General features: G+C 72.4%; 12 protein-coding genes. 7 read left to right on the top strand and 5 right to left on the bottom strand.

From position 1 onward, the window contains the following. Window positions 1-8: 8 nt before the first annotated feature. Genes FHX74_RS13545 through FHX74_RS13535 form a run of 3 tightly spaced genes read left to right on the top strand, consistent with a single transcriptional unit; the run spans window position 9 to window position 2,016 of the window. Entirely contained in the window at window positions 9-533 is a 525-nt protein-coding gene (locus FHX74_RS13545) for a shikimate kinase (protein ID WP_182560700.1), read from the top strand. Continuing rightward, entirely contained in the window at window positions 530-1,618 is a 1,089-nt protein-coding gene (aroB, locus tag FHX74_RS13540; protein WP_182560699.1) for a 3-dehydroquinate synthase, read from the top strand. Before FHX74_RS13545 ends, aroB begins: the two co-directional genes overlap by 4 nt. Window positions 1,619-1,656: 38 nt before the next feature. Then, window positions 1,657-2,016, top strand: coding sequence for a hypothetical protein (locus FHX74_RS13535; RefSeq protein ID WP_182560698.1), 360 nt, complete (start codon window positions 1,657-1,659; stop codon window positions 2,014-2,016). A gap of 202 nt (window positions 2,017-2,218) precedes the next feature. Here the strand turns inward: FHX74_RS13535 and FHX74_RS13530 are convergent, their stop codons facing one another. Together FHX74_RS13530 and FHX74_RS13525 are read right to left on the bottom strand one after the other, a co-directional pair. Then, the gene (locus FHX74_RS13530; RefSeq protein ID WP_182560697.1) at window positions 2,219-3,406 is read right to left on the bottom strand and encodes a metal-dependent hydrolase family protein; all 1,188 of its coding nucleotides are present in this window, start codon (window positions 3,404-3,406) and stop codon (window positions 2,219-2,221) included. Continuing rightward, a complete protein-coding gene (locus tag FHX74_RS13525) occupies window positions 3,403-4,071 on the bottom strand; it encodes a GNAT family N-acetyltransferase (protein ID WP_220483920.1) in 669 nt (222 codons plus the stop codon). Before FHX74_RS13525 ends, FHX74_RS13530 begins: the two co-directional genes overlap by 4 nt. Window positions 4,072-4,167: 96 nt before the next feature. On the opposite strand from FHX74_RS13525, the gene efp reads away from it, so the two are divergent. Together efp and nusB are read left to right on the top strand one after the other, a co-directional pair. After that, window positions 4,168-4,731, top strand: a complete 564-nt coding sequence (gene efp, locus FHX74_RS13520; protein WP_182560696.1) for an elongation factor P — start codon at window positions 4,168-4,170, stop codon at window positions 4,729-4,731. Further along, window positions 4,728-5,195, top strand: coding sequence for a transcription antitermination factor NusB (nusB, locus tag FHX74_RS13515; protein WP_220483918.1), 468 nt, complete (start codon window positions 4,728-4,730; stop codon window positions 5,193-5,195). The genes efp and nusB overlap by 4 nt, the downstream gene beginning before the upstream one ends. 108 nt (window positions 5,196-5,303) lie before the next feature. Here nusB and FHX74_RS13510 read toward each other — a convergent pair whose 3' ends face one another. The 3 genes from FHX74_RS13510 to FHX74_RS13500 all read right to left on the bottom strand — a co-directional run bounded on the left by FHX74_RS13510 (window position 5,304) and on the right by FHX74_RS13500 (window position 8,524). Further along, window positions 5,304-7,448: an MFS transporter gene (locus FHX74_RS13510; RefSeq protein ID WP_220483917.1), complete on the bottom strand. Its 2,145-nt coding sequence runs from the start codon at window positions 7,446-7,448 to the stop codon at window positions 5,304-5,306. After that, complete coding sequence (locus FHX74_RS13505) at window positions 7,445-7,990, bottom strand: MarR family winged helix-turn-helix transcriptional regulator (RefSeq protein ID WP_182560695.1); 546 nt, start codon at window positions 7,988-7,990, stop codon at window positions 7,445-7,447. Before FHX74_RS13505 ends, FHX74_RS13510 begins: the two co-directional genes overlap by 4 nt. 99 nt (window positions 7,991-8,089) lie before the next feature. Continuing rightward, a complete protein-coding gene (locus FHX74_RS13500) occupies window positions 8,090-8,524 on the bottom strand; it encodes a MarR family winged helix-turn-helix transcriptional regulator (RefSeq protein ID WP_182560694.1) in 435 nt (144 codons plus the stop codon). 211 nt (window positions 8,525-8,735) lie between these two features. Here FHX74_RS13500 and carA point away from each other — a divergent pair, with 211 nt between their 5' ends. After that, entirely contained in the window at window positions 8,736-9,881 is a 1,146-nt protein-coding gene (gene carA, locus FHX74_RS13495; RefSeq protein WP_235970691.1) for a glutamine-hydrolyzing carbamoyl-phosphate synthase small subunit, read from the top strand. Next, window positions 9,881-13,285, top strand: coding sequence for a carbamoyl-phosphate synthase large subunit (carB, locus tag FHX74_RS13490; RefSeq protein ID WP_182560692.1), 3,405 nt, complete (start codon window positions 9,881-9,883; stop codon window positions 13,283-13,285). Before carA ends, carB begins: the two co-directional genes overlap by 1 nt. Window positions 13,286-13,307 lie beyond the last annotated feature (22 nt).

The following is a 13,307-nucleotide window of genomic DNA, read 5'->3' as shown; positions in this document are numbered from 1 at the left end:
GGCCTCGGGTGAGCGCCTCGGTGGTGCTGGTCGGGGCACCGGGCTCGGGCAAGTCGACGGTGGGCGCGCTGCTCGCGGAGCGGCTGGACGAGCCGTTCGTCGACGTCGACGCGGTGATCGCCGAGCGGGCCGGCAAGAGCATCGCCGACCTGTTCACCACCGACGGCGAGGCGGTGTTCCGGGCCCTCGAACGCGCGGTCACCGTCGAGCTGCTGGAGCAGCCGGGCGTGCTCTCGCTGGGCGGCGGGGCGGTGACCTCGGAGGAGATCCGGACTGCGCTCCGCGGGCACCGGGTGGTCTGGCTGCAGGTCAGCGCGGCGAGCGCCACCCAGCGGATCGGGCTCAACGAGGCCCGGCCGCTGCTGCTGGGCAACGTCCGGGGTCAGCTGATCCGGCTGCTGGCCGAGCGGGCCGCGCTCTACGCCGCCGTGGCCACCCTCACCGTCGACACCGACGGGCAGCAGCCGGAGGCCGTCGTCGCGACGATCGTCGACGCGCTGTCGGCCGCTCCGGCGCCGGTGGAGCCGACGTGACCGCGACCGTCGAGGTGTCCGCCGAGCGCCCCTACCCGGTGCGGATCGGGCACGGCCTGACCGACGAGGTCGTCGCCGCGGTGGCCGGGGCCGAGCGGGCCGCGATCATCCACCCCGAGGTCTGCGCCGGGGCCGCGGCCGAGCTCGGCGAGCGGCTCCGCGCCACCGGCGTCGAGCCGCTGCTGATCATGGTCCCGGACGCCGAGCGGGCCAAGACCGCCGCGGTGCTCGCCGACTGCTGGACCGCCCTGGGCCGGGCCGGGTTCACCCGCTCCGACCTCGTGGTCGGGCTCGGCGGCGGTGCCACCACCGACCTCGCCGGGTTCGTCGCGGCGAGCTGGCTGCGCGGGGTCGGACTGGTCACCGTCTCCACCACCCTGCTCGGGATGGTCGACGCCGCGGTCGGCGGCAAGACCGGGATCAACACCGCCGAGGGCAAGAACCTGGTGGGGGCGTTCTGGGAGCCGCGGGCGGTGTTCTGCGACCTCGACCGGCTCACCACCCTGCCCGTCGCCGACCTGCGGTCGGGGCTGGCCGAGGTGGTGAAGTGCGGCTTCATCGCCGACCCGGAGATCCTCGACCTGATCGAGGCCGACCCGGACGCCGCGCTCGACCCGACCGCACCGGTGGTCGCCGAGCTCGTCCGGCGCAGCGTGGCGGTCAAGGCGGCCGTGGTCTCGGCCGACCTCCGTGAAGCCACCTCGACCGGGTCGGCGGTCGGCCGCGAGCTGCTCAACTACGGCCACACGCTGGGGCACGCGATCGAGCGGCGTGAGGGCTACCGGTGGCGGCACGGTGAGGCGGTCAGTGTCGGGATGGTGTTCGTGGCCGAGCTGGCCCGGCGGGCCGGACGACTCGACGACGCGACGGCCGACCGGCACCGCGCGGTGCTCGACCGGGTCGGTCTGCCCACCGGGTACGCGGCGGACGCCTTCGACGACCTGCTCGCGACGATGGCGCTGGACAAGAAGACCCGCGGTTCGACGCTGCGGTTCGTGGTGCTCGAGGGCCTGGCCCGCGGTGCGATCCTCTCGGGACCGTCGGAGGACCTGCTCCGCAGCAGTTACGCCGCCGTCGCGCGCTGAGACCGCCGTCCGGCTTGGCGGGGTGTCATCCTGAGGCGATGGCGCGCTACGAGGTGAACCCGGAGGCGGTCGAGCGGATCGGGGCCCTGATCGAGGCCCGGCAGTACGTGCTGACCAGCGACTGGGGACGCACCCAGCCCGACGCCGAGGCGCAGAACCGCTACCTCGACCGGCACGGCTGGGACGCCTACGCTGGCTGGCACCTCGGGCTGACCGTGGGCGCGGCCGAGCAGACCAAGGCCCGCTACGCGTTCGTGGTCGGCGACTTCCGCCGCGTCCACCGCAGCGGGCTGATCGCCTGCGTCTACCGGGCCGCCGAGTGGCGGCACAAGGCGGTCGAGCGGGCCGCCTACGACCTGCTTCAGCAGCTCGACGCCGCCTCCGGGCTGACCACCTGACCACCTGACCACCTGACCGCCGGCGTCCGACCCGCACCGACGTCGCACCCCCTGCGGCGACGTCGCACCGCCTATATCCGGTGCGACGTGGGCGCGGGCGGTGCGACGTGGGCCCGGGCGGCGCGAGGTACGGCCCGGGCGGTGCGAGGTACGGCCGAGGCGCTGCTCGTCCGGCGGGGCGATTGCGGTCAGCGGTCGGTCGTCAGCGGCTGGTCCCGACGACCACGCCGGCCTTGACGACCACCCGGGGGTCGCGGAGCGCGCCGGGGTCGGCCAGGTCGTGGTCGAGCACCAGCAGGTCGGCGGGCGCACCCGGGCGCAGCCGGCCGGACTCGAGGCCGAGCAGGTCAGCCGCGTCGGCGGTGGCCGCCCGCAGCGCCGCCTCGGGACCGAACCCGAGCAGGCTCTGCAGCAGGTCGAGCTCGTGGTCGAACCGGTGGTGCGGGTTGTACGGCGTCCCGGCGTCGGACCCGGCGACCACCCGGACGCCGGCGTCGACGGCGGCCTGCAGGTTGTCCCGGGCCGTCTCGGCGATGGCCCGGGCCTTGCCGAGCACCGAGGCGGGCATCCCGCCCTCCTCGCCGGCCTCGACGATGTTCCACAGCGCGGCCAGCGTCGGGACCAGCGCGGTGCCGTGCTCGAGCATCAGCCCGATCCCGGTGGCGTCGATCAGGTGGCCGTGTTCGATCGAGTCGATCCCTGCCCGGACGGCGTTGTGGATCCCGGTGGTGCCGATGGCGTGCGCCGCGGCCCGGAGCCCGTGCCGGTGCGCCTCGTCGACCCCCGCGGTCAGCTCCTCGGCGGTCAGCTGGTCCCGGCCGGGGATCGCCCCGGGGGTCAGCACCCCGCCGGTGGCGATGAACTTGATGCACCCGGCGCCGTCGGCCAGCTGCTCGCGGACCGCAGTCCGGACGTCCCACGGTCCGTTCGCCTGCCGCCCGATGAACCAGCCGTGACCGCCGGTCATGCAGATCGCCCGGCCCGCCGCGACCACCGTGGGGCCGCTGACCACCCCGTCGGCGATCGCCCGGCCGACCTCGACGGCGATCCGCTCGCTCGAGCCGAGGTCGCGGACCGCGGTGACGCCGGCCCGCAGCGAGGCCTCGGCGCGGGCGGCGGCCGCTACCGCGCGTCGCGGCACGCTGGTCCCGGCCACCGCGGCGACCGCGTCCGGTCCGGCATCGCTCTCCAGGTGGACGTGGGCGTTGATCAGCCCCGGCACGACGGTCCGGCCCGCGACCACCCGGACGCCGTCGGGGACGGTGGCGTCCCGGCCGACGACGTCGACGACCCGTCCGCCACCGACCAGCAACCGCCCGGCCTCGCGGGCCGGGCCGTCGCCGGGGTGCAGCCGGTCGAAGTCGATCACCAGGTCGAGCGGTTCGGTCACGAGCGGGTTCCTCCGGGGACGGGTTCGGTGGTCGCGGCGGCGGTGTCGATGTCAGGGGCGGGGGTGGCGGTGCCGCCGACCGCCGAGTCGACCGCGGAGTCGGCCGGGGAGTCGACCAGGTCGGAGGCGAGCACCGCCATCAGGTGGGCGTCGTAGCGGCGGCCCTCCCAGCAGAGCGCCTCGCGGAGCACGCCCTCGGGCCGGAAGCCGAGCTTGCGATAGCTGGCCATCGCCCGCTCGTTGAACGAGAACACCTCGAGCGAGATCCGGTGCAGCCCGAGCACCGCGAGCCCGAAGTTGACGACCGCCCGGCCGGCCTCGGTGCCGTAGCCCTGGCCGCAGATCTTCGTCTCGCGCAGCGAGATCCGGTAGTTCATCGACCCGTTGGGCTCGTCCAGCTCGTCGAGCACCACCTCGCCGAGGAAGCTGTTGTCCTCCTTGCGGACGATCGCCCAGTCGGCGCGGGTCCGGTCGGTACCGACCCGGGCCAGGTGGTCGCGGACCTGCTGCTCGGTGAACCGGTGGTGGGTCCCGGTCAGCCGGGCCAGCTCGGGGTCGGCCAGCACCCGCCAGACCTGCGGGAAGTACTGCGGTCCCATCGGGCGCAGCAGCAGCCGGGGGCTCCGCAGGGTGGGGACCGCCGCCAGCAGTTCGGTGCGGATCACCCGGCAAGGCTAGACTCGGGGGTCGCCCGGACGTGGCCGCGGTCCCGCGTGCCGTCCCGGGCATCTTCCGACCGATGATTGGGTGAGGTAGTAGGCGTGGTCTCGACGAACGACCTGAAGAACGGCATGGTGCTCGACCTGGACGGCCAGCTCTGGTCGGTGGTGTGGTTCCAGCACCACAAGCCGGGCAAGGGCAACACGGTGGTGCGCACCAAGCTCAAGCACGTGCTCAGCGGCAAGGTCGTGGACAAGACCTTCAACTCCGACACCAAGGTCGACACCGCCAGCGTCGACCGGCGCGAGATGCAGTACCTGTACCACGACGGCTCGGGCTTCGTGTTCATGGACACCGGCAACTACGAGCAGATGACCATCCCCGACGCGGTGGTAGGCGACGCGAAGAACTACCTGCTCGAGGAGCAGACCGCCACCGTGGCCATCCACGAGGACAACCCGCTCTACATCGACCTGCCGGCCTCGGTCGAGCTGGTCATCACCTACACCGAGCCGGGGCTGCAGGGCGACCGCAGCACCGGCGGCACCAAGCCGGCCACCGTGGAGACCGGGCTGCAGATCCAGGTCCCGCTGTTCCTGACCACCGGCGAGAAGGTCAAGGTCGACACCCGCACCGGCGAGTACCTCGGCCGGATCGGCAGTTGAGCGCCCCCGATCCCGGGCGCGGCACCTTCGAGCGGACCATCCAGCCCGAGCCCGTGCACCGCTCGACCCAGGGCAAGGCACGCAAGCGGGCCCTGGACATCCTGTTCGAGTCCGAGCTCCGCGGCGTCGACCCGCTCACCACGCTGTCGGACCGGACCGCCGACGCCGACCCGCCGGTGCGGGACTACACCGTCCGGCTGGTCGAGGCGGTCGGGGCGAACCGGAACGCGATCGACGCCCGGATCTCCGCGGCGCTGGCCCGCGGCTGGACGCTGGCGCGGCTGCCGCGGGTGGACCGTGCTGCCCTGCGGATCGCGGTCTGCGAGGTCGACTTCCTCGACGTCGCTCCCGGCGTGGCGGTCTCCGAAGCCGTCTCGCTGGTGGGGGAGCTGTCCACCGACGACTCGCCCTCCTTCGTCAACGGCGTGCTCGGCGCGGTGGTCCGGGAGAGCTCGACCGCCTAGGCGAGCCTCGGCCCGAACGCGCGACGTCCCGGACCCGACCCCTCGGTCGGATCCGGGACGTCTGTCGTTCCCGGCACCTGTTTCCCAGCTACTCGTTCCGAGCCTGGTTCAGGCCTCGAGCCGGGCCTTGACCTTCTCGCTCAGCTCGGCCTCGGTACGCCGGAGCAGCTCGATCCGGTGTTCGAGGTCGGCCCGCTGCTGCTCGGCGTCGGCCAGGATCCGCTCCGCCTCGAGCCGGGCGATCCGGTTGAGCCGGTCGGCCGTCTGCTGGCTGCTGAGCAGCAGGCCGTACTCGTAGCGTCGCAGGTCGGTGCCGCCGCTGCCGTCCTGGATCACCGGGGCGCCCTCGGGCGTCTCGGCGCGCAGCCGGGCCTGGATCTGGTCGAGCTCGGCGTGGAACCGGGCCAGAGCCGCGTCGGCGTCGCGACCGACCTGCTCGATCCGCTCGGCCACGTCGGCGTGGCTGTCGCGGGCCGCGACCAGCTGCTGACGGGCCTGTTCCTGCGCCGCCCGCAGCACGTCCATCGCCGCGACGGCCTGTCGTTCGGCCGGGTCGTCGAGCGCGTCGCGGTCGAAGCCGTCGACGGATTCGAGCTCGGCGGAGGGCCCGTCCGCGGTCTCGACCCGGCTCGGCTGGAGGGTCGCCGTGGGGACCGCCCCGGCGGCCTCGGTGGCTCCGGAGACCGGCTGCTGCGCGTCGGTTCCGGCCGACGGCTTGAGCTCGATGGTGGTCCGCAGCGGGACCTCCCGGACCGCGATCACGGTGACCAGGGTGAGGATCGCGATCGCGCCGGCAATCCCGAACAGCAGCCCGAAGCTGTCGCCGTAGGCGGTGTGGATCACCGTCTGGACGGCGGCCGGCAGGTCCTTGATGTCCAGGGTGCCGGCCCCGGCGCCGGCGCTGGCCTGCGGTCCGAGCGCGCCGGTGATCTTGGACTCGACCCGGTCGGCCAGCACCGCGCCGAGCACGGTCACGCCGACCGCCCCGCCCAGCGACCGGAAGAAGCTGATGATCGCCGAGCTCGAGCCGATGTCCTTGACGTCGACGGTGTTCTGCACCGCGAGCACGATGTTCTGCACCAGGGTGCCGACGCCGACGCCCATCACCGCCATGAAGATCGCGACCTGCCAGTACGGCGTGCCGTGGTCGATGGTGGCCATCCCGCCCAGGCCGGCGAGCAGCAGCACGGAGCCGAAGACCATGATCGGCTTCCACCGACCGGTCCGGCTGACGATCTGCCCGCCGATGGTGGAGGACAGCATCTGCGCGATGATCAGCGGGATCGTCATCAGACCCGCCCGGGTCGGCGAGTTGCCGCCGGCCAGCTGGAAGTACTGGGTGAGGAAGGTGCCGCTGCCGAACATGGTGACGCCGACACCGAGGCTGGCCACGATCATCAGCGCGGTGGTGCTGTTGCTCATCACCCGGATCGGGACCATCGGGTGGCGGGCCTTGAGCTCGACCAGGACGGCGAGCCCGGCGGCGGCCAGGAAGCCGAGCAGGAACAACCCGGACTGCCAGGAGATCCAGTCGTAGTCCTGGCCGGCGAAGGTCACCCAGAGCATCGGTAGCGCGGCGGCGATCGCGATCAGGATCGCCCCGAGGTAGTCGAAGTGCACCTTGCGGCGGACGGTCGGCAGCCGCAGCGTCTTCTGCAGCACGATCAGCGAGATCACCGCCAGCGGGACGCAGACGAAGAAACACCAGCGCCAGTCGATGTGCTGGGTGATCACGCCACCGAGCAGCGGGCCGGAGACCGTGCTGACCGCCATCACGGCGCCCATGTAGCCGCTGTAACGACCGCGCTCACGCGGCGGGATGATCGAGCCGATGATCGACTGCGTCAGCGCGGTCAGGCCGCCCATCGCCAGCCCCTGCAGGGCGCGGAAGGCCATCATCGGCGGGACCGACTGCGAGAGCCCGGCGCCGACCGACCCGGCCACGAACATCACGATCGAGATCTGGATCAGCAGCTTCTTGTTGAACAGGTCGGAGAGCTTGCCCCAGATCGGGGTGGAGATGGTCATGGCCAGCAGCGAGGCGGTGATCACCCAGGTGTACTGGCGCTGGGTGCCGTGCAGGTCGGCCATGATCGTCGGCAGCGCGGTGGACACGATGGTGGAGGAGAGCAGCGCGGTGAACAGGCCGGCCAGCAGGCCGGTCATCACCTCGAGGATCTCCTTGTGGCTGAGCTGCCGCTGCGGCGCGGGCGCGGCGGCGGACTCGGTGCGGGTCACGGTGGCGGTGGTCATGCGGGTTGGTGCTCCATCTGGGGAAGTCCGGCGGTCGAGGTCGGGGTGAGCGCGGCGTCGGTGCCGCCGGGGTCGTCGGGCCGGCCGACCACGGGCTGACCGGCCAGGCGGCTGACGAACTCGCCGACGCCGCCCTCGAGCCGGCGGAAGAGCGCCACCGCCAGAGCTGCCTCGTCGTCGTCCCAGTCCGCGAGCACCTCACGCAGCTGGGTCAGCGAGAAGCTGTGCCGCTCGCGCAGCCGCTGGCGGCCGAGGTCGGTCAGCCCGATCAGGCAGGCCCGGGCGTCGGCCGGGTCGGGGTGCCGCTGGACCAGACCCTCCGTCTCGAGCGCGGAGACCGCCCGGGAGGCGACCGACGGGGCCACCATCAGGGCGGTGGCGATGTCGCCGAGCCGGATGGCCTGCTCGGAGACCAGCTTGAGGACGCCGAACTGCGTCCCGCTGGCGCTGGTGCCGTGCGATCGCTGCGAGACGACCCGGCCGGTGCGGATCAGCGAGGAGAGCGCGCCCAGCAGCTCGGCGGCGCGGGGTTCGGTCAGCATGTCGGTCACTCCTTTGGTTGCTGAACACAACGATAACCAGAACCGTTGTATTCCGCAACTATCAGAATAAGTGGGTGCCTCGCGCGGGAAAGAGTGACGTCAGTCCAGGTCGTCGTTGAGGCGACCCAGCAGCCGGGCCAACGCCACCAGGTCCTGCTGGGTCCAGCCGTCGAGCTTGGAGGTCAGCTCGGCGCGGCGTCCGGTCCGGGCCCGGGTCAGCGCGTCGCGGCCGGCGGGCGTGAGGTCGACCAGCCGCGCGCGGCCGTCGTCGGGGTCCGGGTGCTGCCGGATCAGCCCGAGCGCCTCGAGCCCGGCGAGCGACCGGCTGACCTGCGACTTGTGCAACCCGAGGACCGTGGCCACCTCGCCCGAGCGGACCGGGTCGATCCGGGACTCCTCCTCGACCACCACCAGCACGGCGTACCCGGCGGCGTCGAGCTCGGGGTGGACCTGCCCGGCCAGACCGCGCGAGGCCCGACGCGCGCGTCGGAGGAAACGGGTCAGCTCGCGCTCGACCTCCTCGACGCCCGCCACGCGCGAGAGGGTAGTCGCTCAGTCTGGGACCGCGCCGATGGACGATGCGGGCGACCCGGCGGCCGGCTGCTAGCCTGGCGGGCGATCCACACGCCACCCTTTAAGACCTGTCCCGTGAGGCAGGAAAGGACGGTTGATGTCTGCGTCGGTCCCTGTTCGCGCGCCCGGAAGTTCGCCGATCCCCGACCGGAGGCGGCATCGACCACCGGCGTTGCTGGTCCTGGAGGACGGACGCGCGTTCCGCGGCACCTCCTTCGGCGCCACCGGTGAGACCTTCGGCGAGGCGGTCTTCGCCACCGCCATGTCGGGCTACCAGGAGACCCTGACCGACCCGAGCTACCGCCGGCAGGTGGTGGTGGCCACCGCCCCGCACATCGGCAACACCGGCTGGAACGACGAGGACGACGAGTCCCGGCAGATCTGGGTGGCCGGCTACGTGCTCCGCGACCTGGCCCGGGTGCCCTCGAACTGGCGCTCGCGCCGCCCGCTGGAGGCGGCGCTGGCCGAGCAGGGGGTGATCGGCATCGCCGACGTCGACACCCGCGCCCTGACCCGGCACCTCCGCGACCGCGGGGCGATGCGGGTGGGCATCTCCACCGAGACGCTCGACCCCGAGGCCCTGCTGGCCCGGGTGCTCGACACCCCGCCGATGGCCGGGGCCAACCTGATCCGCGAGGTCACCGTGGACCAGGGCTACCGGATCCCGGCCCAGGGCGGTGTGGACGGCGCGGAGCGCCCGCTCCGGGTGGCCGCGATCGACCTGGGCATCAAGTCGATGACCCCGCACCGGATGGCCGAGCGGGGCATCGAGGTCCACGTGCTGCCCGCCACCACCGATCTCGAGACGATCACCGCGCTCGACGTCGACGGCGTCTTCTTCTCCAACGGTCCCGGCGACCCGGCCGCCTCGCCCGAGCCGGTCGCCCTGCTCCAGCAGGTGCTCGAGACCCGGGTGCCGTTCTTCGGCATCTGCTTCGGCAACCAGCTGTTCGGCCGCGCCCTGGGCTTCGGCACCTACAAGCTGCCCTACGGTCACCGCGGCATCAACCAGCCGGTGATGGACCTCGGCACCCGCAAGGTCGAGATCACCGCGCACAACCACGGTTTCGCCGTCGACGCCCCGATCGGCGTCGACGTCGAGACGCCGTACGGCTCGGCGCGGGTCAGCCACGTCGGCCTCAACGACGACGTGGTCGAGGGCCTCGAGCTCCGCGACCCCGATGGCGAGCTCGCCGCCTTCACCGTGCAGTACCACCCCGAGGCCGCGGCCGGTCCGCACGACGCCAGCTACCTGTTCGACCGGTTCGTGGACCTGATGCGGTCCCGGCGCGGCCGCACCGAGGGAGGGAGGGCCTGATGCCCAAGCGGACCGACATCTCCTCGATCCTGGTGATCGGCTCCGGGCCGATCGTCATCGGCCAGGCCTGCGAGTTCGACTACTCCGGCACCCAGGCCTGCCGGGTGCTCGCCGAGGAGGGCTACCGGGTCATCCTGGTCAACTCCAACCCGGCGACGATCATGACCGACCCGGAGTTCGCCGACGCCACCTACATCGAGCCGATCACCCCCGACTTCGTCGAGAAGGTGATCGCCAAGGAACGCCCGGACGCCCTGCTGGCCACCCTGGGTGGGCAGACCGCGCTCAACACCGCGATGGCCCTGCACGACAAGGGCGTGCTGGCCAAGTACGACGTGGAACTCATCGGCGCCTCGATCGACGCGATCCGCCGGGGCGAGAACCGTCAGAGCTTCAAGCAGGTGGTCGAGAATCTCACCGGCATCGCCGGCGGTCCCGCCGAGGTGGCCCGCAGCGTGATCTGCCACAGCATCGAGGACGTCCTCGGCGCCGCTGACCAGCTCGGCTACCCGCTGGTCGTCCGCCCCAGCTTCACCATGGGCGGGGTCGGGTCCGGCTTCGCCCACGACGAGCAGGACCTGCGCCGGATCGCCGGCGCCGGACTGGCCGCCAGCCCCACCACCGAGGTGCTGATCGAGGAGTCGATCCTGGGCTGGAAGGAGTACGAGCTCGAGGTCATGCGCGACCGCGCGGACAACGTGGTGATCGTCTGCTCGATCGAAAACCTCGACCCGATGGGCGTCCACACCGGCGACTCGATCACGGTCGCGCCGGCCATGACGCTGACCGACCGCGAGTACCAGCGGATGCGCGACGTCGCCATCGCGATCATCCGCTCGGTCGGGGTCGACACCGGCGGGTGCAACATCCAGTTCGCGATCAACCCCGCCGACGGCCGGATGATCGTGATCGAGATGAACCCGCGGGTGTCGCGGTCGAGCGCGCTGGCCTCCAAGGCCACCGGCTTCCCGATCGCCAAGATCGCGGCCAAGGTGGCCGTCGGCTACACCCTCGACGAGATCCCCAACGACATCACGACGCGTGAGACCGAGGACGGCACCACCGTCGGGACGCCGGCGAGCTTCGAGCCGACCCTGGACTACGTGGTGGTCAAGGTTCCGCGGTTCGCCTTCGAGAAGTTCCCCACCGCCGACAGCACGCTGACCACGCACATGAAGAGCGTCGGCGAGGCGATGGCCATCGGCCGCAACTTCACCCAGGCGCTGGGCAAGGCGCTGCGCAGCCTCGAGGACCCGCGGGCGCCGTTCGACCTGGCCGGCGAGATCACCGAGAGCGCCGAGGAGCTGTTGGCCCGCGCCGCGCGTCCGCACGACGGCCGGCTGGCGCTCACCGTCCAGGCCATCCGCGCCGGGGCGACTCCCGAGCAGGTGCACGAGGCGACCAGGATCGACCCCTGGTTCGTCGACCAGCTGTTCCTGATCACCGAGGTGGCGGCCGAGGTGCGCGACGCGCCCGAGCTGACCGCCGAGCTGCTCACCGAGGCCAAGCGGCACGGACTGTCCGACGCCCAGATCGCCCGGCTCCGTCACCTCGACGAGGACGTCGTCCGCGGGGTCCGCTGGGCGCTCGGGGTCCGCCCGGTCTACAAGACCGTGGACACCTGCGCGGCCGAGTTCGCGGCCCGGACGCCCTACCACTACAGCTCCTACGACGAGGAGACCGAGATCCGCCCGCGCGAGCGCGCCGCGGTGATCATCCTGGGCAGCGGGCCGAACCGGATCGGGCAGGGGATCGAGTTCGACTACTCCTGTGTGCACGCCTCGATGGCGCTCGGAGCGGCGCCGGCGAACGGCGGCCAGGGGTACGAGACGATCATGATCAACTGCAACCCGGAGACCGTCTCCACCGACTACGACACCTCCGACCGGCTCTACTTCGAGCCGCTCACCCTGGAGGACGTGCTCGAGGTGGTGCACACCGAGCAGCAGGCCGGCCCGGTGGCCGGGGTGATCGTCCAGCTCGGCGGGCAGACCCCGCTCCGGCTGGCCCAGGCCCTCAAGGACGCCGGGGTGCCGATCGTCGGGACCAGCCCGGAGGCCATCCACCTGGCCGAGGAGCGGGGCGCGTTCGGCGAGGTGCTGGCCGCGGCCGACCTGCCGGCGCCCAAGCACGGGATGGCCCGCAGCTTCGACGAGGCCCGCCGGATCGCCACCGCGATCGGCTATCCGGTGCTGGTCCGGCCCTCCTACGTGCTCGGCGGCCGCGGGATGGAGATCGTCTACGACGAGTCGAGCCTGGCCGCCTACATCGACCGGGCCACCGAGGTCAGCCCGCAGCACCCGGTGCTGGTCGACCGGTTCCTCGACGACGCGATCGAGATCGACGTCGACGCGCTCTACGACGGCCGGGAGCTCTACCTGGGCGGCGTGATGGAGCACATCGAGGAGGCCGGCGTGCACTCGGGCGACTCGGCCTGCGCGCTGCCGCCGATCACGCTGGGCGCGGAGGTGATCGACCGGATCCGGGTGTCCACCGAGCTGATCGCCCGCGGCGTCGGCGTCCGCGGCCTGATCAACATCCAGTACGCCCTGCACGGCGACACGCTCTACGTGCTCGAGGCCAACCCGCGCGCCTCGCGCACGGTCCCGTTCGTCTCCAAGGCGACCTGGGCCCCGCTGGCCAAGGCGGCCGCCCGGATCATGCTCGGCGCGAGCGTGGCCGAGCTGCGGGCCGAGGGGATGCTCAAGGCCGAGGGCGACGGCAGCACCGAGTGGCACGGCGCACCGATCGCGGTCAAGGAGGCGGTGATGCCGTTCAACCGGTTCCGCACCGTCGACGGCACCAGCGTCGACACCATCCTCGGCCCGGAGATGAAGTCGACCGGCGAGGTGATGGGGCTCGACGTCAACTTCGGCACCGCGTTCGCCAAGAGCCAGGCCGGCGCGTTCGGCCCGCTGCCGACCACCGGCGCGGTGTTCATCTCGGTGGCCAACCGGGACAAGAAGCACGTCATCCTGCCGGTCAAGCGGCTGGCCGACCTCGGCTTCGAGATCCTGGCCACCGCCGGCACCGCCTCGGTGCTCCGCCGGCACGGGATCGCGGTCACCACGGTCCGCAAGCACAGCCAGGGCCCGGGCCCGCACGGCGAGCCGACCATCGTCCAGGCGATCCTCGACGACGCGGTCGACCTGATCTTCAACACCCCGCACGGGCTCAGCCCGGACGGCCGGCCGCGCTTCGACGGCTACGAGATCCGCACCGCCGCGGTGGCCCGCAACGTGCCGTGCGTGACCACGGTGCAGGGGCTCGCGGCCGCCGTGCAGGGGATCGAGGCGCTGATCGGCGCGGCGCAGGGTGTCGGGCCGGAGATCGGCGTCCGGTCGCTGCAGGACTGGCGGGTCGCGGTCACCGCGGCCGAACCTGACGCGGCGGTGCTCTCCTGAACCGGTCACCGGCGTGACGCGG

Source organism: Microlunatus kandeliicorticis, from assembly GCF_014137855.1.
Taxonomy (GTDB): Bacteria; Actinomycetota; Actinomycetes; order Propionibacteriales; family Propionibacteriaceae; genus Microlunatus; species Microlunatus kandeliicorticis.
Note: the sequence above shows the minus strand (reverse complement) of the source record. Positions and strands in the feature narration are given on the sequence as shown.

Excerpts from the sequence above, each read along its gene's own strand:
- FHX74_RS13505 (WP_182560695.1), bottom strand. The coding sequence starts at position 7,990 with ATGCTGACCGAACCCCGCGCCGCCGAGCTGCTGGGCGCGCTCTCCTCG.
- FHX74_RS13510 (WP_220483917.1), bottom strand. The coding sequence starts at position 7,448 with ATGACCACCGCCACCGTGACCCGCACCGAGTCCGCCGCCGCGCCCGCG.
- carB (WP_182560692.1), top strand. The coding sequence starts at position 9,881 with ATGCCCAAGCGGACCGACATCTCCTCGATCCTGGTGATCGGCTCCGGG.
- FHX74_RS13535 (WP_182560698.1), top strand. The coding sequence starts at position 1,657 with ATGGCGCGCTACGAGGTGAACCCGGAGGCGGTCGAGCGGATCGGGGCC.